Origin of the sequence: Providencia sp. PROV032, from assembly GCF_028484875.1 — a bacterium.
Taxonomy (GTDB): Bacteria; Pseudomonadota; Gammaproteobacteria; order Enterobacterales; family Enterobacteriaceae; genus Providencia; species Providencia rettgeri_E.
The window spans coordinates 1-22,021 of record NZ_JAMPSX010000029.1; the positions used below are offsets into that span (position 1 = coordinate 1).

The window sequence follows — 22,021 nt, forward strand, 5'->3', positions numbered from 1 at the left end:
AAATTGCCGCCTACCTACAACACGAACTATTTAGAGCATTGAATAGTTTGTTATATTTCGCGTTGTAGGGGGGCTTCTTTCGCTAACCCTAGTCACATACTGGTGTATGCTCCAAGGGATTAGCTCATTTGCCGCCTAGCGACAACGTGAATTATTTAAAAAATAACAGAAAATCGTCCTTAATATCTATTTATATATGTAATAAGGGCGATTTTTTGTTGTATTTCAATATTTTCATTATTATTTTTTTTTGAAATTAAAATTCAACTCATAATATTTCATTTTAATAAATGAATTGTTTATATATTATGAAATTATTCAGTTTTATTTACCAGCTAATTTAAAGTTAATAATTAAATTTTCACTTTGTACACTTTATTTTTTATGTTATAGATAATATCGATATTGAGCGGTTATCTTTGGATTAAAAGGTAATGATTTAATGATTATATAAATGCTAATTAAATAAAGTTGGAGATAAAAAGGAATTTTATCATGAAATGGAAATATCGATTTGGCGCAGTGGCTGGTAATACACTTGAATATTATGATATTGCTGTTTTTGCGGCAATATCGAGTTATCTCAGCGCAGAATTAGAGCGGCTAGGCTATAACCAAGCGACAGAGATGGTATGGGGTATATTTGCTTTGCGTTTTATTATTCGGCCTGTTGGTGGATACATAATTGGGCGTTATGCAGAAGAGGTGGGAAAGAAGCCTGCTTTAGTTTTAACTAGCTTGATAACTGGTATAGCAACACTTTGTATGGCAATGCTCCCCATCCAGCTTTTAGGTTCATATACACCGATAATCATTTTAATTTTGCAAATGGCTCTATCGTTTAGTTTTGCAGGGGAATATCCATCGCTAGTAACTTATTTAATTAGTAGTGCTAAACGAGCAGAATATGGACGAGTTTCTTCTATTATTTGTGGAAGTTCAGTATTAGGTGTGATTATTTCACTTTCTGTTGTTTTTGTTCTTGAACGTATTCTTGAACCTAAAGTAATGCAAGATATTGGTTGGAGGATACCTTTATTACTGGGAGTATTAAATATAGTTGTCAGTTTCTGGTTTAGAGTGAGGTTACCGAGTCATCCATCAAAAGAGAAAAATAATTTTTCGATTAAGTGGAAAAATTTAGTACCTATTTTTCTTGTAACAATACCGGGAACAGTGATTTTCTTCGCACAAAACATTTCAACACCGTTGTTTCTTGAAGAGTTAAAACTAGTTGAATTTAAAACATTATATGGAATTATATCATCTACACTACTATTTGTTTCTATGATTGCTGTTGGATGGCTAACAGATAAATACAGTAAGCCAGAGAAAGTATTTAAACTAGGCATCTTAGGGATGTTTATATTTTCATTCCCTACTTATTGGCTGATGGGCACTCAATCTATTCAGTGGGTAATATGCATTCAATTTATAATAACAATCTATGCTGCAATGATTTTAAGTAATTTCTCATTCATGTTATGTCTATATTCTGAAGGAAAAACAGCTTCGTTAGCGTTAGGCTTTAATTTAGCAGCAACGATACTGGGTGGAATTACTCCTTTGCTATTTTCTTATTTTACTAAATTTAACTTGATGTATATTGGGATTTATTTGACATTATGTGGTTTATCAGGAGTTGTAGTCTATCAGATGAATTGTTTTAAACTAAAAGCATAGTTTTTTATTCCTTGCTGCAATAAATATAATCAAAGGTAATTATCATGAATATAGAAAATGGTTTATTTGAAAATGTATGCACTGAATTTTCGGATTTATTCTCAATATATTTTGATTGGGATGAAATCGACCTGACTTACTTCCGTGTTGATATGGAAAATAAAGAGATAAGTATAGTTTCAAATAATTATGAATGGCAGTTAATATGTTGGGATGATGATTTAGATCTTTTTATGGAGGAAAGATTGAAATCAAGCATCCAATACTGGGGTAACTATTCTGAGGCTTATAATATAACATTAGAAAAATCAACGAAGAATAAATTTAAAATAGATCTATGCGCAAGATATGAAAATTCATTTGAAATTACAACGGTAAATTCAAATAAGCAGCTCACATTATCTGAGATGTTATCTATTTATAAGCATCGTCCTATCATTTCGGAGTATGCCAACCAAATTTGGAAAAAAAATCCCGAGGTCACACTGCCGATGAGGGCGAATATTCCGATAACAACACAATTATTGGGGCAAACAAAGAATGTTGCACCGGAACTATTAAATCCTCAAAAATATATGCGTTTTGGCCATATTCGTTTTACACGAAAAGAGATGATAACCATACGCCTACTGCTTTCGCACTGTAAGGTAAAAGAAATCAGTTATATTCAAGGTTGTTCAGAAGCCAGTGAAAATAGACGAATTCAAAATATCAAAGAAAAATTGGGTTGCCCTTATGTATCATCAAGTGGCTTGTTTGCTGCATTAAAAGAGCAAGGCATTACATTGGCTTGTCTGGAAACACTTATCGATTTACCTCTCACAAACAGTATAATGAAGAATAGATGAAAAAGATCCGTTGATATGATTCAAAGGACTATAATTTGAAAAATAGTTGTTCATATAATGAGAGAAAAACATGAGTTTAAAATGGTCAAATAGCCGTGAAATCGGTGAAGCCCTGTATGATGCATTTCCAGATGTTGATCCGAAAACGGTGCGCTTTACCGATATGCACCAGTGGATTTGCGATTTAGAAGAATTTGATGATGATCCGCAAAAATCGAATGAGAAAATCCTAGAGGCTATTTTATTAGTTTGGCTGGATGAATTCGAGTAACGAGGGATTTATTCTAAAGACCGAGCGACTATTAGAAATAGTGCTCGGTTTTTTATTTTATATCAGCACTATAATGATATCCCTGTTGGCATTTATCAGTTAAGGTAATGCCATCTGCAGACAGAATAAATGGGCTTTTGCTGTCTGCAAAAATAGACAAAGTGAGAAAAACGATGACAAAACAAATTATGCCAGTAATGATTTCTTGTGAGCCAGCTGCACCTTGTTGGGGTGAGGGCGCATTGTTAAGCTCTAGTGATAAAGGGATGACAATCCACCTGAAACATGCAGGTAAATTATGTGCAGTACAAAGCGCTGGCCGTAAATTAGATGGCCAAGGGATCCGTAATGTTGCCTTGGCAGGTGAAGGCTGGGATTTAGAAAAAAGCTGGGCATTTTGGCAAGGTTTTCGTGCGCCAAAAGGGGCTAGAACGATTGAATGGCCTGTATTGCCAGAAGCGGATCGCAAAGAATTAGAAAACCGTATTCGTACCATTGATTGGGTACGTGATGTGATTAACGCACCTGCAGAAGAATTGGGGCCAGAACAACTCGCACAACGCGCCATTGATTTACTCTGCACGGTAGGCGCACAAGATATTAGCTATCGTATTATTAAAGGTGATGATTTATTAGAACAAGGTTATACCGGTATGCATACGGTAGGTCGTGGTTCAAGTCGTCCACCTGTCTTTTTAGCGTTAGATTACAATCCGGGTGCCAACCCGAACGCCCCTGTATTTGCTGCGTTAGTGGGTAAAGGTATTACCTTCGATTCAGGCGGTTATAGCATCAAACCTTCTGCTTCAATGAATTCAATGAAAGCGGATATGGGCGGTGCGGCAACATTAGCGGGTTCATTGGCATTAGCGATTTCGCGTGGCTTACAAAAACGCGTGAAAATGTTCCTGTGTATTGCTGACAATATGGTTAGCGGCAATGCATTCAAACTAGGTGATATTATTCGTTACCGTAATGGCAAGTCCGTTGAAATTATGAATACGGATGCTGAAGGTCGTTTAGTATTGGCTGATGGTTTGATTGATGCGAGTAAAGAAAAACCAACACTGATCATTGATGCAGCAACCTTGACAGGCGCAGCAAAAATGGCAGTGGGTAATGACTACCATTCAGTATTAAGCTTCGATGACAAATTAGTTGCTGACTTAATGAGCGCGTCAGATGCAGAGTTCGAGTTATTTTGGCGCTTACCATTAGCAGAGTTCCATCGCCAACAATTGCCGTCAGGCTTTGCCGATTTAAACAACATTGCAGCACCATCTCATACCGCGGGTGCAAGTACAGCGGCAGCCTTTTTATCGCACTTTGTTGAAAATTATCGTCAAAATTGGGTGCATATTGACTGCTCAGCGACTTACCGCAAATCCGCGGTTAGCTTATGGGCTGAAGGCGCAACAGGTACAGGTGTAAGAACACTGGCTAACTTATTAATCAGTAAATCAAAATAGTAAATATTTGATTGATAACAGGCACGAGAAGGTGACTTTTCGTGCCTATTTTTTTACCTTGGCGTATTTGCGAGTATAATAAGCGATTCTTTTTCATAGCAGGGGATTGGCAATGTCGCAGCAATCGAATAATAACAGTTCCAACCAAGAAACTGAGATCCAATTTACGGAATTAACCGTGCCAAAAGGCTCATCACTGAAATTAAGTGTGTTAGAGGAACAACCGCAGGCGATTGTTGAGGCGCTGACTGAGTTTTTTAAACAACACAAAGTGGTCAGACGCGGTTTTATGGTCTCCGCAACAGAGAGTGATGCTGCTGAAGAAACGCCTATCTTAATGATAGCGTTGGAGTTTACCGTAGGTGCGGAAAATATTGATACCATAATTCATGAAGCAGGGACACTTGCGTGTGAGTTCTTAGCTGATGACGAATCTATTGATTTTTGTGTGGTGAATGAAAATGAGCAAGGGGTTAGTCACTTTATTACTCAACATGTTCAACCCTTTTATCAGCGTCGTCTTGGGAGCTTCTTACGCGATACGATCCCAGTAAAGAATACATAATGACCCTGTGATTAGAGTGAGAGAGTTTTTTCTCACTCCTAAAACCCATATTGCTCATTTATTAAATATATATTTTGCTTACTATTTAAAAAACAGTATTTCATTTTGCTGTTTTTCTCTCCCATCATTTTTCCGTTTTGTCTGATAGGTGTTTTTATCACATTCTGTTAAATTATATCGATAATTGAAACACTATCAGCAGCATTTATCTGTGTGTATTTTAAGCGATTTCAAGGTATATAGTACGGTTTTAACCTTCTGTTAAAACCTTAAAAAGAGAACACATTTAACTAATTAAAGGGCGGGCGGTAATGAAACAACAATCAAGTTGGGCTTCATTGGCGGGTCTCAAAACCAAAAAACGTTATTTAGCACTGGCATTGGCATCGGTAGTGGCATTAACTGGTTGTGATAATGCAGAAGAAACAACCAAAAATGAGTCAAATGTTTCAACCACAGCGCCAGAAAATCAAACCAAAACAGCGCCAGTTGCAGAGCAGAAAAAAGTAGCACCGAAACTTTCCACTGAAGAAATGATAAAAAAATATGCAGGGAAAGATTTAACTATTTTGGATGCATCTGAATTACAGCTTGATGGTGCGAGTGCCATGGTGGTGACATTTTCCGTGCCATTACAAGCCAACCAAGACTTCGGCCAGTTTATTAACCTTATTGATGTTAAAGCGGGTAAGTTAGATGGCGCTTGGGAGCTGTCTGATAACCAAATGGAGCTACGTTTTCGCCACCTTCCCCCCTCTAAAGAATTAAATCTAACCATTAACCCGGGTATTAAAGCGGTTAATGAGCGTACACTGGCCGACAGTTTTGAGAAAAAACTGACCACAGCGCAAATCATCCCAACGGTTGGTTTTGCTAGCAAAGGCTCCTTATTACCGAGTAAGGTTGCCCAAGGCTTACCTGTGATCGCCTTGAACGTTGATAAAGTTGACGTCAATTTTTTCCGTGTGAATGAAAAACAATTGCCGCAGTTTTTAGCGCAATGGCAATACCGCAGCAATTATGAATATTGGTATTCAGAAGAATTCCTCGACAAAGTGGAGCTGGCTTATACTGGCCGTTTTGACTTAAATCCAGATAAAAATACCCGCCAAACGATTTTACTGCCATTGAAAGATATCAAAGAGTTGCAGCAAGACGGCGTATATTTGGCCATCATGCAAAAAGCAGGCAGCTATAGTTACCAATTCCCTGCGACCGTCTTCACATTGAGTGATATTGGTGTGTCGCTACACAGTTACCAAGACCGTGTCGACATTTTCACCCAATCCTTAGCGAAAGGCTCCGCAATTAAAGGTGTTGAGCTGCGTATTTTGGATGAAAAAGGCCAGTTAGTGACAAAAGGCACGACAGATGGCGATGGTCATGCTCAGTTAGATAAATTAGCGGGTGGAAAATTATTACTGGCAACCCACGAAGGGCAAACCAGTATGATTGATTTAACTCAGCCTGCACTTGATTTATCTGAATTCGATATTTCAGGGCCGGAAGGCTACGCAAAACAATTTTTCACCTTTGGGCCACGTGATTTATATCGTCCAGGTGAATTGCTACTGGTCAATGGTTTATTGCGTGATGGTGATGGTAATCCGGTTAAAACTCAGCCCGTTAAAGTTGATGTATTAAAAACGGATGGGCAAGTGGTTCGCAGCTTTGTTTGGCAGCCGGAAGAAAACCAAAATGGGCTATATCAATATCAATTTGAAATCCCTAAAAATGCAGAGACAGGCGGTTGGTCACTGCGCTTTGATTTAGGTGATGGCTCGCCACTGCGTTATTACAAATTTAATGTTGAAGATTTCATGCCTGAACGTATGGCGTTAGAAATCGTTGGCAGCGATGTGCCGCGTTTAACGGATCAATCCGTGGATTTTGATATTCAAGGGCGTTATTTATATGGTGCGCCAGCGGCAGATAACCAGTTACAAGGCCAAATTGTGTTAAAGGCCAATCGCGAAGCGGTAGCAAAATTACCGGGCTTTGAATTCGGTGCTGTCAACGAAGAGGGCTTACCACGTAAGTTGGATGAGTTTGACCTGACGCTGGACAGCAACGGTGAAACGGTGATTTCAATTCCAAACAGTAATTGGAGTTCAACACGTTCACCGATTTCAGCTGTTTTACAAGCAAGTTTGCTTGAAGCGGGTGGCCGTCCGGTGACGCGTCGTGCAGAGCAAGCGATTTGGCCAGCGGAAAAACTGGTGGGTATTCGCCCATTGTTTGCCAAAAAAGAAATTTATGATTACCGCACAGACCGTTATGTCAAACGTCATAATGTGGATGAAAGCTCGTTAGCTGAGTTTGAATTAGTCATGGCAGATGCAGCGGGTAATAAACTGGCGGCAGAAAACTTAACAGCGCGTCTAGTGTACGAACGCCGTGATTATTATTGGAGTTGGTCTGAAAGTGGTGGCTGGTCTTCAAATTATGACCAAAAAGACCTCGTTATGGCGAATGAAAATATTGCCATCGCCAAAGACGGTACAGCGAAAGTCTCCTTCCCTGTGGATTGGGGCGCATTCCGTTTAGAAGTCGTCAACCCAGAGAATCAGCTCGTTTCTAGCGTCCAGTTCTGGGCGGGGTATTCATGGCAAGATAATACGGGGGGAAGTGGCTCAGTTCGCCCTGACCAAGTGAAACTTAGTCTGAATAAGCCTGCGTACTTACCGGGTGAAAAAGCCAAAGTTCGTATTGAATCACCAAAAGCAGGGAAAGGGTACATCTTGCTCGAATCGAGTAATGGCCCATTGTGGTGGGAAGAAATTGATGTGCCAGAAAAAGGCTTAGATGTTGAGATCCCTGTCAATAAAGAGTGGGCTCGTCATGACCTCTACGTCTCAGCAGTTGTGGTTCGCCCAGGAGATGACTCTAAAGAAGCCACGGTGAAACGTGCTGTGGGTGTCTTGCATTTACCGATTGCAGATGAAAATCGTAAAATAGCGTTGGCACTAACGACGCCAGACAAAATGCGTCCTAATCAAGACTTGACGGTAAAAATTAAAGCGACCGCACAAGTCGGAAAACCGTTACCTGAAAAAGTGAATGTGTTGTTATCCGCAGTTGATACAGGTGTATTGAATATCACGGATTTCAAAACACCGGACCCCTATGACGCTTTCTTTGGTCGTAAACGCTATGGTGTTGATCAATATGACGTTTATGGTCACTTAATCGAAGGCCAAGGTAAGGTTGCTAACCTACGCTTTGGTGGTGACAGTGAAGAGGCGGCATTAGAGCGTGGTGGTATGAAGCCACTCACTGAAGTGCAAATTATTGCTGAGCAGGCTAAGCCTGTTACATTAAATAAAGACGGCGAAGGTGAAATTAGCCTTGCTATCCCTGATTTTAACGGCGAACTCCGCGTAATGGCGCAAGCATGGAATGAAAAAGAGTTCGGCCATGCGGATAGCAAAGTGATTGTCGCGGCACCATTAGTGACACAAATGTCGATGCCACGATTTATGGCTGGCGGTGATAAGTCTTATTTTGCACTTGATTTGACCAATATGACGGATAACACGCAGAATGTGACCGTCAACTTCAAGGCATCAGGAATGGTGAAACTTGATGGTGTCAGTAGCCGTGAACTAGCGTTACCGAAAGGCAAACGCACCACGATTAACTTACCAGTCAAAGCAGACTACGGCTTTGGTGAAGGCGAAGTGTCGATGACCATTAATGGCATTAACATTCAAGGCGAAGCCAATAAAGATTACAGCAACAGTTGGAAAGTGGGTGTTCGTCCGGCACAACCGGCAGAAACCGTTTCGTTTGCAACCGCGATTGAGCCAGGTACTTCATGGGCGCTGCCAATTAACCAAATTGCGGGCCTACAGCCGGATACCATTGAAGGACAGGTCCTGTTAACGAGCCGTCCACCGTTAGATGTTTCTCGTTATATTAGGGAGTTATTCGCTTACCCATATGGTTGCTTGGAGCAAACTATCAGCGGGTTATATCCATCATTATTCTCAACTCAAGCTGAGCTGAATAAGATAGGGATTAAAACGCAAACGGATGCAGATCGCCATAAAGCGATTGAAATTGGTATTCCGCATTTGTTAAGTATGCAACGTAATGATGGCGGTTTCTCGTTATGGGATAGAAACGGCCGCGAAGAGTATTGGCTAACCGCATATGCAGCAGATTTCTTGAATAAAGCGAATCAGCGTGGGTTTACGGTTCCCCAAGAAGCTATCAGTAACGCGAACACGCGCTTATTGAGCTATTTACAAGATGGCAACCAAATCAATTATCCTTATACGGAAAATCAGGCAGGTGCACGTTTCGCAACTCAAGCTTATGCAGGCTTAGTGTTGGCGTCACAGCAAAAAGCGCCTTTAGGAGCATTACGTCAACTTTATAATCAAAGAGATCATGCCGCGAGTGGCTTACCACTTGTTCAGTTAGGCGTTGCGTTGAACTTGATGGGGGATAAATCACGTGGTGAGAGCGCGGTGATTGACGGACTGAAAAAACAACGTAATCGCTACAGTTATGTCGGGGACTACGGCTCAGTGATCCGTGATGATGCGATGATTGTTGCGCTGTTAAATGAGTATAATTTAATGCCAAAATCGCGCGATCAAAAACTGCAAACCTTGTCTAATAACTTGACTTCTCAACGTTATTTCTCGACACAAGAGAGCAACGCGTTGTACTTAGCCGGCCGTTTCTACTTAAATGAAAGTGAAGCCCCATGGAAAGCAACGATTAATGGCCAAGAACCTCCGATGGTTTCAGATAAACCAGTGAGTGAGTTCTTGAGCAAAGGTCAATTAGAAACAGGCTATAGCATCGAAAACAGTGGCACCAATACCCTATATACACGCTTAAACGTAGTGGGTTATCCACAACATTCACCGAAACCAAGTTCCAACGTACTAGGTATCACTCGCAGTTACTATGATATGAAAGGCAATCGCATTTCATTAGATAGACTAAGAAGTGGTGAAATGGTGGTGGTTAAGCTGGAAGTTCAGGCATCCCAAAGTGTGCCAGATGCGTTAGTGGTTGACTTATTGCCAGCTGGTTTAGAGTTGGAAAACCAAAACTTAGCGAATAGCAGTGCAAACTTAAGTGATTCGGCACCAAACTTGCAAGAACTGATTGATGATATGCAGCAATCACAAATTCGCCATATGGAATACCGTGATGACCGTTTTGTAGCTGCTGTTGAAGTTCAGCAATATCGACCAACGACATTAGTTTACTTGGCACGTGCGGTCACTCCAGGTGTTTACAGTATTCCTGTCCCACAAGTGGAATCAATGTATGTCCCTGATTGGCGAGCGACAGGCTACTCTGATGGCCAATTAGAAATCGTCCGTTAATCACCGCTAAATTGAGCCCTTATATAAAGCCCTTATATATAAAGTATAAGGGCTCTTTTTAATTTATTTTTGGTACTCCCAGCAATGAAAAAATGGTTACGTCGCACAGGCATCACACTGGTTCTGTTGGTCATTATTTTGCCACTGGCTTTTCTAGCGGCTGATAAAATCTGGCCGTTGCCGCTTAAGCAAATTGAAATGGCACGAACCGTGGTTGCAGCAGATGGTACACCATTGTGGCGCTTTGCAGACAAAGAGGGTATTTGGCGTTTTCCGGTTACACTCGAAGAGGTTTCCCCTGATTTTATCGAAGCGTTATTAACCTATGAAGATCGCCATTTTTATCGTCATCCGGGAGTAAACCCGTTTTCGTTAGTTAGGGCTGCGGGGCAGTTTGTGAGCTCAGGGCGTATTGTGTCAGGTGGTAGTACCCTTTCGATGCAAGTCGCAAGGCTAATTGACCCCCATGAAAGAACATTGGGCGGTAAGCTGAAACAGCTTTGGCGTACAGCGCAGCTTGAGTATCACTACTCAAAAGATGAAATATTGGAGATGTATTTAAACCGCGCGCCTTATGGTGGAACCATTGAAGGGATTGGGGCCGCTAGCTGGGTATATTTGAATAAGTCACCGGCAAAATTAACAGCAAGCGAAGCTGCGCTTTTTGCTGTTCTACCTCAAGCACCAAGTCGTTTAAGGCCAGATCGTTATCCAGAAAGGGCACAAGCTGCTCGAGATAAGGTGTTAGACCGATTAGAAGAATACCAAGTCTGGAGCCCTGAAAAAGTTACGGATATTAAACAAGAACAAATTTGGTTAGCACCGCGAAAAAATCCACATTCAGCGCCCTTGCTGGCAAGGCGAGTGACCAAAGGTGCGCAAGAGTCCATCGTTGAAACCACTATCGATGCCAGTTTACAAAGGCAGCTGGAAGATATGGCAATGAATTGGAAAAACCAACTGCCAAAACAAACATCATTGGGGATTTTGGTGGTCGATCATACGGATATGGCTGTGAAAGCGTATATTGGCTCCATTGATTTCCAAGATGATAGCCGTTTTGGGCATGTCGATATGATAAGCGCTTGGCGCTCCCCCGGCTCAACGTTAAAACCATTTTTATACGCATTAGCGATGGATGATGGCCTCATCCACGCGGAATCGTTATTACAAGATGTTCCGCGGCGCTTTAATGATTATCGTCCCGGTAACTTTGACAGTGGTTTTAGTGGCCCTGTGAGTGCCAGTGATGCATTAGTTCGCTCATTGAATTTACCCGTAGTGCAGTTGTTAGACGTGTATGGCAGTAAACGATTTACGGCTCAACTTCGCAATGTTGGGACTGAACTGCGCTTTCCGTTAGGCAGCGAGCCAAATTTATCGCTAATTTTAGGTGGCACAGCCACACGGATGGAAGATTTGGTTTCCGCTTACAGCGCATTTGCGCGAAAAGGTTATGTGTCACCGCTGCGCTTTAAACCAACGGATGAAATTCGCGATAGGGTATTGATGTCACCGGGAGCTGCGTGGATTGTGCGCCGCATTATGGGCGGAGAGGCGCGTCCTGTACCGGATACTAACTTATCAGGGCAAGTAAATTTGGCATGGAAAACAGGGACCAGTTATGGTTACCGTGATGCGTGGGCAATTGGTGTTAACCCACGTTATACCATCGGTGTTTGGGTTGGGCGGCCAGATGCCACACCTGTTGCAGGGCAGTTAGGTTTTGCTATAGCGATCCCTATCATGAATCAAATAAATGGCATGTTACTGAGCAAAATTTACCAATCTCATGAGCCGTTACCAAAAGATGTGAAGCCTGCAAGTGTAAGCCAAGCGGTGATTTGCTGGCCGGGAGGCACATCATTACTGAAAGATGACAATAATTGCCGCCAAAGGCGTCTTAGCTGGATCTTAGATAATACAATCCCACCGACTTTAATGGCGCGAGACCAAGAGTCACTATTAGGATTAAGACAAAAAATTTGGGTCAATGAAAAAGGGCGCCAAGTTGCCGCTGATTGCCCGAATGCCCAAGAAAAAGAAGTGCATTTATGGCCAATTACGGTGGAGTCATGGTTGCCAAACAGTGAAAAACGGGAGAATCGGTTACCAAAAGTGGATCCAGCTTGTCCTCCTATGAAGTTAGAAATGCCGCCATTATTGATTTCTGGTATCCGTGATGGGGAAGTTTTACAGCGTCTACCTGGAAAAACCAGCTTAGATTTACGTTTAATCACACAAGGTGGACAAGGGCAGAAATGGTGGTTTTTAAATGGAGAACAAGTGAATACAACCGAGCAAAACGGTTCTATTTTGCTAACACTGGACAAAAGTGGAAACTACCAAATTTCGGTATTAGATTTAAGTGGCCAAGTAACGGCGATCAGCTTTAGAGTGAAGTAATAGAGGAAAAATGTGACTTACCCGAAAAAATAGTGTTTTTTGCTATAAAAAGTTTAACAAAATGTTGTTGTGACTGTAGGAAATTGTAATCAGAGCCCCTATAATCATCGCCTTATTTTTCTTTTTCCTAGATAGGGTTGCTTTTGAAGTTTAAAAGCCTAACAATAGAATTAGAAATAATATAAAAAACTACAACATGCCTATTTTAAGTTCTTGAATCCTAAGTTACAGGGAAGAATAAAGAATAAAGGCCTAATGAATCGCTAAGAGGTTATTTATGACTGTTCAACGTACATTTTCTATTATTAAACCAAACGCTGTGAAGAAAAACGTTATTGGTGCAATCTACAACCGTTTTGAAAGCGCGGGTTTCACTATTATCGCGGCTAAAATGATGCATTTGACTCGTGAGCAAGCTGAAGGCTTCTACGCTGAACACAAAGGCCGTCCTTTCTTTGAAGGTCTGGTTGAATTCATGACTTCAGGCCCTATTATGCTGCAAGTGTTAGAAGGTGAAAATGCAATCCAGCGTCACCGTGACCTGATGGGCGCAACGAACCCAGATAACGCATTAGCGGGTACTTTACGCGCAGATTACGCAGACAGCTTCACTGAAAACGCAACTCACGGTTCAGACTCTGAAGAATCTGCTGCCCGTGAAATCGCTTATTTCTTCACTGCTGATGAAATCTGCCCGCGCTAAGACTTCTTTAACTAATGCATTAGCATTATTGTTATAAAGTTTGTACAATGCGACGCCCTGCTATAATTAGCGGGGCGATTATATTTTTAAGACCGCAAAAATTACGTCGTGCTATATTCATCATTAGCACTGCCGAAAGTGTAACAACGAGGCAATACACCATGTCTGATATGACGACAGATGCACAATGTGCAACTTCTTCCGCTATTTCTGTCACACCAGAAAAAACGAACCAAAAAACGAATTTACTTGATTTAAACCGCAAACAAATGCGCGAATTTTTTGCGCAAATGGGTGAAAAACCGTTCCGCGCGGATCAGGTCATGAAATGGATTTATCATTATTGCTATGATGATTTTGACCAAATGACCGATATTAATAAAGTCCTTAGAGCAAAACTGAAAGAAGTTGCAGAAATCCGTGCGCCAGAAGTCGCTGATGAACAACGTTCATCAGATGGTACCATCAAGTGGGCCATCAAAGTGGGTGACCAACTGGTTGAAACTGTGTATATCCCAGAAGCAGATCGTGCAACATTGTGCGTTTCTTCACAGGTTGGTTGCGCATTGGAATGTAAATTCTGCTCTACGGCGCAACAAGGTTTCAACCGTAACTTACGTGTTTCAGAAATTATTGGTCAGGTTTGGCGTGCTGCCAAAATTATTGGTTCACTGAAATCCAGTGGACGCCGTCCAATTACCAACGTCGTAATGATGGGAATGGGTGAGCCATTATTAAATTTGAATAATGTGGTTCCAGCCATGGAAATTATGTTAGATGACTTCGGTTTTGGATTATCTAAGCGTCGCGTAACGATTTCAACATCGGGTGTTGTACCTGCACTGGATAAGCTAGGCGATATGATTGATGTTGCGTTAGCGATTTCGTTGCATGCGCCAACAGACGATATTCGCGACGATATTGTTCCAATTAATAAAAAATACAATATTGAAACCTTCCTCAACAGTGTGAATCGTTATTTAACAAAATCGAATGCCAATGCAGGACGAGTAACCGTTGAATATGTGATGTTAGATCACGTTAACGACAGTGTTGAGCAAGCACATCAATTAGCGGAATGTTTAAAAAACACACCGAGCAAAATCAACTTGATCCCATGGAATCCGTTCCCAGGAGCGCCATACGGTAGAAGTTCGAATAGCCGTATTGACCGTTTTTGTAAAGTGTTGATGGGATATGGTTTTACCACAATAGTGCGTAAAACACGCGGTGATGATATCGATGCTGCCTGTGGACAACTTGCTGGCGACGTGATCGACAGAACAAAGCGGACTTTGAAAAAACGTTTAGCAGGGGAACCTATTCAGGTAAAAACAGTCTGATTTATAAATATGTTTGAATCAGTGAATTAGGTTATGATTTAGGGCGTTTTAGAGTTAGGCAAAACGCCTTTGTTCACCTACAATAGTAGAAGCAATAAGAAAAATTTAATTGTTGTTTCAACATGATGATAAATTATTGACGAATAAAGCTGCTCAATGCTTGCTTTATATATTTTAAACTTGGAAATAGTGTTGCCAGCAAATGACTATCGAAAATAATACCGAACAGACTACGACGACAGTCGGACAATTATTGATGCAAGCACGTGAGCGCATGGGGCTAACCCAAGATGTTGTTGCAGAACGATTATGCCTTAAAATCAGTACGGTAAAAGAGATAGAACAAGACATTGCACCCGCTGGTGTCGAACCGACATTTTTACGTGGTTATATTCGCCTTTATGCTCGAATGGTCGGCATACCAGAAAATGAATTAAAAGCGTATCTGAAAACGGAAGAACCTATCACATTAGCCAAAGTTTCTCCTATGCAAAGCTATTCTTTAGGAAAAAAACGTAAAAAGCGTGAAGGTTGGTTAATGAAACTGACTTGGTTGATTGTGATTGTACTGATTGCAATGGTCGGTGTATGGTGGTGGCAAGATCATAACGCACAGAAAAATGAGCTAGTTTCAATGGCAAATCAAAATGATTTGATTTTGTCTCAGCAAGATAACAGCGCAACCCCGGTTGAATTGTCGACTTCAACAGAGATTGTCTCAACTGACACAGCCCCTGTCGTACAGGAAAATACGCTTGAATTACAAGCCCAAGAGCCTGCTTTAACCACAGACACTATTACCGAGCCAGTCAGAACCATTCCATTACCTAATGCACCGCAATCTTCCGTTGCATTAGACAGAACACAAAATACAGAAACGACTGACTCTGTTGCTGTTAGCAGCCAAGCTTTGGTCTTGAACTTTACTGGCCAGTGCTGGTTAGAAATTCGTGATGCGAATAATAAAATCTTATTTAGTGGCACCAAAAATAATGGTGATAAGCTGGAACTTGATGGCCCGCAGCCTTATCGTTTGAACATCGGTGCGCCAGCAAATGTCACGGTACAGTTCCAAGGTAATGACGTTGACTTAAGCCGCTTCATTAAAGCGAAACGTCCGGCAAAATTGAAATTACCTGAAGCCTAAATTAGAAAGACAAAATGAAGCAAACTATATCCGAAAACATCTTTTTTGATAGGCTATGGTTTGTTTTCTTGTGTATAGTTGAGCGTATAAAAATAATCGTTAAAACTATACCTCGGTAGCACAGAGTACCACGGTAACAAAGAGCACATGGACGTTCGGAGAATTAAACAAAAATGCATAATGAATCACCGATAAAAAGACGTAAATCCACTCGTATTAATGTAGGCAGCGTACCAGTAGGCGATGGCGCACCTATCGCTGTCCAGTCAATGACTAATACCCGCACAACTGATGTCGAAGCCACTGTCCGCCAAATTAAATCACTTGAGCGTGTTGGTGTGGATATTGTTCGCGTTTCTGTTCCTACGATGGATGCGGCAGAAGCGTTTAAGTTGATTAAACAGCAAGTTAGTGTTCCTCTGGTGGCTGATATCCATTTTGACTATCGTATTGCATTAAAAGTGGCCGAGTACGGTGTTGATTGCTTACGTATTAACCCAGGTAATATTGGTAGCGAAGAAAGAATTCGCCAAGTGGTTGATTGTGCACGCCATTACAATATTCCTATTCGCATTGGGGTCAATGGTGGTTCCCTTGAAAAAGATATTCAAGAGAAGTATGGCGAACCGACACCTGAAGCCTTAGTTGAGTCAGCAATGCGCCATGTGGATATCTTAGATAGACTGAATTTTGACCAGTTTAAAGTCAGTGTAAAAGCATCAGATGTGTTTCTCGCTGTCGGCTCCTACCGTTTATTAGCGAATAAAATCGATCAACCACTGCATTTAGGGATCACCGAGGCCGGTGGTGCACGTGCAGGCTCAGTAAAATCGGCAATTGGTTTAGGAATGCTACTGTCTGAAGGTATCGGTGATACTTTGCGTATTTCTTTAGCAGCAGACCCGGTTGAAGAGGTTAAAGTCGGTTTTGATATCTTAAAATCACTGCGTATTCGTTCGCGTGGCATTAATTTTATTGCTTGTCCAACGTGTTCACGGCAAGAGTTTGACGTGATAGGTACCGTGAATGAATTAGAGCAGCGTTTAGAAGACATCATTACACCAATGGATGTGTCGATTATTGGTTGTGTGGTTAACGGCCCTGGTGAAGCGGAGGTGTCGACCTTAGGTGTTGCAGGTGCAAAAACCAAGAGCGGTTTTTATGAAGACGGTAAACGTCAAAAAGAGCGCTTTGATAATGACAATATTATCGACCAGTTAGAGGCTAAAATTCGAGCTAAAGCAGCGATGATGGATGAAAGTAGACGGATTGAAGTCAACTTAAAAGATTAATGTTGTCTGTTTAATGCCAAGCGACTTGCAGAGTCGTTTGGCGTATTTAGAACAAACACTATATCAATTATCCGCATTTTTTTCTAAAATCGGTCGCTCACCGTACAAATTGACAGATAAATCCCGATTAGTATCAGTAATTGGTGTTTGTTGATTGAACCAGATGATATTTCGCTCTTATAATCAAACTTATGTAATTCTGAAAATAGAGAAATAAAGTGGGAAAAAATATCCAAGCCATTCGCGGCATGAATGATTACTTGCCAGCTGACACGCGTGTATGGCAGAAAATCGAAGCAACATTAAAAAATATTTTACAGGGTTATGGTTTTAGTGAAATTCGTACCCCGATTGTAGAGCAGACCCCGCTATTTCGCAGAGCGATAGGTGAAGTGACGGATGTCGTTGAAAAAGAAATGTACACTTTCAATGACCGTAATGATGAAAGTCTGACATTACGCCCTGAAAATACCGCAGGTTGTGTCCGTGCCGGTATTGAGCATGGTTTGCTGTACAATCAGGAACAGCGTTTGTGGTATTTAGGCCCTATGTTCCGTTATGAGCGTCCACAAAAAGGTCGTTATCGTCAATTTCACCAGTTAGGGGCTGAAGTTTTTGGGCTTGCTGGCCCGGATATCGATGCCGAAGTGATTTTAATGACAGCGCGCTGGTGGAAAGCGTTAGGTATTAGTGAGCATGTGACATTAGAGCTGAACTCGATTGGCTCATTAGAAGCGCGTGCTAATTACCGTGAGGCTCTAGTTGCTTTCTTAGAACAGCATAAAGACAAGCTGGATGAAGATTGTAAACGTCGGATGTATACGAACCCTCTGCGTGTTTTGGACTCCAAAAATCAAGGCGTTCAGACTTTATTGAATGATGCACCTGAACTGTTTGATTACCTTGATGTCGAATCACGTGAGCACTTTGATGGCTTATGCAAGCTGTTAGAAGCCGCTGGTGTTCAATACCGTGTTAATCAGCGCTTAGTTCGTGGTCTTGACTACTATAACCGCACTGTTTTTGAATGGGTAACAACGGCGTTGGGCTCACAGGGTACAGTTTGCGCGGGTGGCCGTTATGATGGCTTAGTTGAACAATTAGGCGGTCGTGCAACACCTGCGGTGGGTTTTGCCATGGGTATGGAACGCATGGTGTTATTAGTTCAAGAAGTGAATCCTGAATTTACAGCGGATGCTTCAGTGGCTGATGTTTATCTTGCTTCATTTGGCGAAAATAGCCAACAAGCAGCGATATTAGTGGCCGAAAAAGTGCGAGATGCACTCCCGACACTGCGGTTAATGACTAACCACGGTGGTGGTAACTTCAAGAAACAGTTAGCAAGAGCGGATAAACAAGGCGCTAAAATTGCCCTGATCTTGGGGGAAGATGAAATTCAAAATAACCAAGTCACATTGAAAGATTTACGCACAGGCGTACAAGAAACCATTTCGCAGCAACTTATGGCGTCACGCATCGCCGAGTTATTAGGTTAAGGAGAGACAAGTGGAAGTCTATACAAACGAAAATGATCAAGTCGATGCGATTAAACGCTTCTTTGCGAATAATGGCGTGGCATTAGTTGTTGGCCTCGTAATTGGTGTTGGTGGTGTATTTGGTTGGAACTACTGGCAATCACATAAAATCAATGTACTGCAAGAAAGCGCTCAAAAGTTTGAAGCAGTAAACACTCAGCTACGTTCGGGTTCAGAACAAGGTATTGTTGCAGCACAAAAATTCGCGGCTGAAACTGACGATGTATACAGTGCGATGATGGGTTTAGAGCTTGCGCAAATTGCTGTAGATAAAGGTGATTTAGCTAACGCACAAACTGCTTTGACCAATGCACTAGCGAAGGCAAAAACCGCAGATATGCAAGATTTAATTAACCTGCGTTTAGCGCGAGTTCAATTGGCTCAAGGTAACGCTGATGGCGCGATAGCATCAGTTGCAAATATTAAAAGTAAATCATGGCAAGCAACGGCACAGGATGTCCGTGGTGATGCTTTACTCCATAAGGGCGATAAAGCAGGTGCGAAAGCGGCTTACGCTCAGGGGTTAGAAAGTGAAGGCTCTCAATCTATTAGAGGTATTTTGACTCTGAAGTTGAACAACGTATCTAATTCATAAGAAGAAAGGAAACGACAAACATGCAGTTGCGCAAAACACTTTTAGTTGGCCTAGTCGCTTCAGCTTTACTTGCCGGTTGTTCCAGCGAAACTGATTCTATTATCATGGCGCCACTTCCACAGGTTGAAAATCAATTCAGCCCATCAATTGTTTGGGATAAATCTGTCGGAAATGGTGTTGAACAATTTTATTCTGAATTATCACCTGCTTGGGACGGTTCAGCGGTTTATGCAGCAGACCGCAAAGGTTTAGTTAAAGCCTTTGAACTCGATAGCGGTAAAGAACTCTGGTCAGTCGATTTATCTAAACGAACAGGTTTTCTTTCTGCTAACTTGTCTGCGTTACTGTCAGGCGGTTTAACTGTTGATGGCGACAAAATCTTTGTGGGTACAGAGCGCGGAACCGTAATTGCTCTGAACAAAGAAGATGGCCAAGTTGTTTGGGATGTCGAAGTTGCAGGTGAAGCCCTCTCTAAACCGGTAGTGAGTAACGATCTTGTTATTATTCACACCAGTAATGGTCAACTGCAAGCTTTAGATGTCAATAGCGGTGAAATCAAATGGACCGTTAACATGGATACTCCATCGTTGTCATTACGTGGTGAATCTGCTCCTGCGGTGGCTTTTGGTGCTGCGATTGTCGGTGGGGATAACGGTCGTGTTAGTGCAGTGCTGTTGTCTCAAGGTCAATTAATTTGGCAACAACGTATTTCGCAAGTGACAAGCTCGACAGAAATCGGCCGCTTAAATGATGTCGATATGACACCAATTATTGATGACGGTAAAGTGTATGCGATTGCTTATAATGGCACATTGGCGGCACTGGATATGCGTTCCGGTCAAATTCTGTGGAAACGTGATTTGGGCTCAATCAATAACATGGTGATGTCTGGTGAAAACCTGTATCTCGTAGATCAAAATGACCGCGTATTGTCTGTTCGTAAAAGCGACGGTGTGACGCTATGGACACAGGAAGACCTGTTAAATCGTGGGTTATCTGCGCCAGAAATGTATAATGGTTACCTTGTTGTCGGTGATAAAGAAGGCTACCTGCATTGGTTAGATATGAATACGGGTGGGTTTGTTGCGCAAAACAAACTAAACAGCTCCGGTATTCACAGTCGCCCAGTCGTTGCGAGTGATAAGCTAATGGTTCAGACAAAAAACGGAACAGTTTACCTGTTAACACGTTAATTTTCTGACAAACCGCCAATTTATCGATAAAATCAACGGTTCCTGAAGACAGGAGCCGTTTCGTTTTTTTGTTTTCTGAGTTAAAGCCTCAGAATTCCTTTAGTTAATAAAAGTTGTGAGGCATCTAAGAATGATACCCGTCGTAGCGCTGGTAGGGCGTCCAAACGTAGGAAAATCCACGTTATTTAACCGTTTAACCCGTACCCGTGACGCATTAGTAGCGGACTTTCCCGGTCTGACTCGTGATCGCAAATATGGTCGTGCTGAAGTTGAAGGGCATGAATTCATTATTATCGACACGGGTGGTATCGATGGGACTGAGGAAGGCGTAGAAACGCACATGGCCGCACAGTCCTTGCAAGCCATTGAAGAGGCCGATATTGTTCTGTTTATGGTTGATGCAAGATCTGGGCTAATGCCTGCGGACGAAGGTATTGCCAAACATCTTCGTAGTCGCAAGAAAAAAACGTATTTAGTTGCAAACAAAACAGATGGTATTGATGTCACAACGGCAATTGGGGATTTTTACTCTCTTGGCTTAGGGGAAATTCATCCTATCGCCGCATCACACGGCCGTGGTGTTACTCAGTTAATAGAACAATCGTTGAAACCGTTTATTGGTGAAGTCGAAGAAGACGTTGAGCTGACCGAAGAAGAAGAAAATGCGGCTTATTGGGCTGAATTAGAAGCACAAGGTGAGCTTGATGAAGATGAAGATGAAGAAGATGACTTTGACCCAACAACTTTACCGATTAAATTAGCCATTGTTGGTCGTCCGAACGTAGGTAAATCCACATTAACCAACCGGATATTGGGTGAAGATAGAGTTATCGTGTTTGATATGCCCGGGACAACTCGTGATAGCATTTATATTCCAATGGAACGCGATGAGCGTGAATATATCCTGATTGACACAGCAGGTGTACGTAAACGCGGTAAAGTTACAGAAACAGTCGAAAAATTTTCTGTAATTAAAACATTACAAGCGATTGAAGATGCGAACGTCGTATTATTAGTTATTGATGCACGTGAAGGTATCTCAGACCAAGATTTGTCTTTACTTGGTTTTATCCTTAATGCGGGACGTTCATTGGTGATTGCGGTCAATAAATGGGACGGTATGAAACCAGAAGATCGCGAACACGTAAAAGACATGCTTGAACTGCGTCTTGGTTTTATTGATTTCGCGCGTATTCACTTTATTTCTGCGCTGCATGGTAGTGGAGTGGGGAACCTATTTGAATCAGTGCAAGAAGCTTACGAGTCAGCAACTCGTCGAGTCGGTACGGCACTGTTAACTCGCATCATGAAGATGGCTGAAGATGAGCACCAACCACCGCTTATCCGTGGTCGTCGTGTGAAAATGAAATATGCGCATGCAGGTGGGCACAACCCACCGATTGTGGTGATCCACGGTAACCAAGTCTCCGATTTACCCGACAGCTATAAGCGTTATTTGATGAATTACTTCCGTCGTTCATTACAAGTGATGGGAACGCCAATTCGAATTCTGTTTAAAGAGGGTGAAAACCCTTATGCAGATAAGAAAAATAAATTAACGCCAACGCAATTACGTAAGCGTAAACGTTTAATGCAACATATGAAAAAACGTTAGTTAAT

15 protein-coding genes are annotated in these 22,021 nt (G+C 41.8%); all 15 read left to right on the forward strand.

All coding sequences use genetic code 11. The annotated features are described in order from the left end of the window. The first annotated feature begins 495 nt into the window (after positions 1–495). The 15 genes from PSF42_RS17035 (at position 496) to der (ending at position 22,016) form a co-directional block, all read left to right on the forward strand. Positions 496–1,683, forward strand: coding sequence for an MFS transporter (locus PSF42_RS17035; protein ID WP_272680402.1), 1,188 nt, complete (start codon positions 496–498; stop codon positions 1,681–1,683). A 44-nt stretch (positions 1,684–1,727) separates the two neighbouring features. Continuing rightward, on the forward strand, positions 1,728–2,531 hold the full coding sequence (locus PSF42_RS17040; protein ID WP_248466703.1) for a helix-turn-helix transcriptional regulator: 804 nt from the start codon (positions 1,728–1,730) through the stop codon (positions 2,529–2,531). Between the two features lie 70 nt (positions 2,532–2,601). Further along, on the forward strand, positions 2,602–2,802 hold the full coding sequence (gene iscX, locus PSF42_RS17045) for a Fe-S cluster assembly protein IscX (RefSeq protein ID WP_004912658.1): 201 nt from the start codon (positions 2,602–2,604) through the stop codon (positions 2,800–2,802). Between the two features lie 173 nt (positions 2,803–2,975). Then, a complete protein-coding gene (gene pepB / locus PSF42_RS17050) occupies positions 2,976–4,271 on the forward strand; it encodes an aminopeptidase PepB (protein WP_272680403.1) in 1,296 nt (431 codons plus the stop codon). 112 nt (positions 4,272–4,383) lie between these two features. Beyond that, complete coding sequence (locus PSF42_RS17055) at positions 4,384–4,836, forward strand: enhanced serine sensitivity protein SseB C-terminal domain-containing protein (protein ID WP_125892166.1); 453 nt, start codon at positions 4,384–4,386, stop codon at positions 4,834–4,836. Positions 4,837–5,147: 311 nt separating this feature from the next. Further along, positions 5,148–10,187: an alpha-2-macroglobulin family protein gene (locus PSF42_RS17060; protein WP_272680404.1), complete on the forward strand. Its 5,040-nt coding sequence runs from the start codon at positions 5,148–5,150 to the stop codon at positions 10,185–10,187. An 84-nt stretch (positions 10,188–10,271) separates the two neighbouring features. Further along, complete coding sequence (gene pbpC / locus PSF42_RS17065; protein WP_272680405.1) at positions 10,272–12,593, forward strand: peptidoglycan glycosyltransferase PbpC; 2,322 nt, start codon at positions 10,272–10,274, stop codon at positions 12,591–12,593. A gap of 277 nt (positions 12,594–12,870) precedes the next feature. Continuing rightward, on the forward strand, positions 12,871–13,296 hold the full coding sequence (ndk, locus tag PSF42_RS17070) for a nucleoside-diphosphate kinase (RefSeq protein WP_004264899.1): 426 nt from the start codon (positions 12,871–12,873) through the stop codon (positions 13,294–13,296). A gap of 161 nt (positions 13,297–13,457) precedes the next feature. Next, on the forward strand, positions 13,458–14,639 hold the full coding sequence (locus PSF42_RS17075; protein WP_125892160.1) for a bifunctional tRNA (adenosine(37)-C2)-methyltransferase TrmG/ribosomal RNA large subunit methyltransferase RlmN: 1,182 nt from the start codon (positions 13,458–13,460) through the stop codon (positions 14,637–14,639). 202 nt (positions 14,640–14,841) lie between these two features. Next, a complete protein-coding gene (gene rodZ, locus PSF42_RS17080) occupies positions 14,842–15,786 on the forward strand; it encodes a cytoskeleton protein RodZ (protein ID WP_272680406.1) in 945 nt (314 codons plus the stop codon). A gap of 173 nt (positions 15,787–15,959) precedes the next feature. Then, positions 15,960–17,078, forward strand: a complete 1,119-nt coding sequence (gene ispG / locus PSF42_RS17085; RefSeq protein ID WP_125892156.1) for a flavodoxin-dependent (E)-4-hydroxy-3-methylbut-2-enyl-diphosphate synthase — start codon at positions 15,960–15,962, stop codon at positions 17,076–17,078. Positions 17,079–17,296: 218 nt separating this feature from the next. Then, a complete protein-coding gene (gene hisS / locus PSF42_RS17090; protein WP_125892154.1) occupies positions 17,297–18,574 on the forward strand; it encodes a histidine--tRNA ligase in 1,278 nt (425 codons plus the stop codon). Positions 18,575–18,584: 10 nt separating this feature from the next. After that, positions 18,585–19,208, forward strand: coding sequence for a YfgM family protein (locus PSF42_RS17095; protein ID WP_125892152.1), 624 nt, complete (start codon positions 18,585–18,587; stop codon positions 19,206–19,208). 20 nt (positions 19,209–19,228) lie between these two features. After that, on the forward strand, positions 19,229–20,401 hold the full coding sequence (gene bamB / locus PSF42_RS17100) for an outer membrane protein assembly factor BamB (RefSeq protein WP_125892150.1): 1,173 nt from the start codon (positions 19,229–19,231) through the stop codon (positions 20,399–20,401). A 130-nt stretch (positions 20,402–20,531) separates the two neighbouring features. Then, on the forward strand, positions 20,532–22,016 hold the full coding sequence (der, locus tag PSF42_RS17105) for a ribosome biogenesis GTPase Der (RefSeq protein WP_272680407.1): 1,485 nt from the start codon (positions 20,532–20,534) through the stop codon (positions 22,014–22,016). The last annotated feature ends 5 nt before the right edge of the window (positions 22,017–22,021 follow it).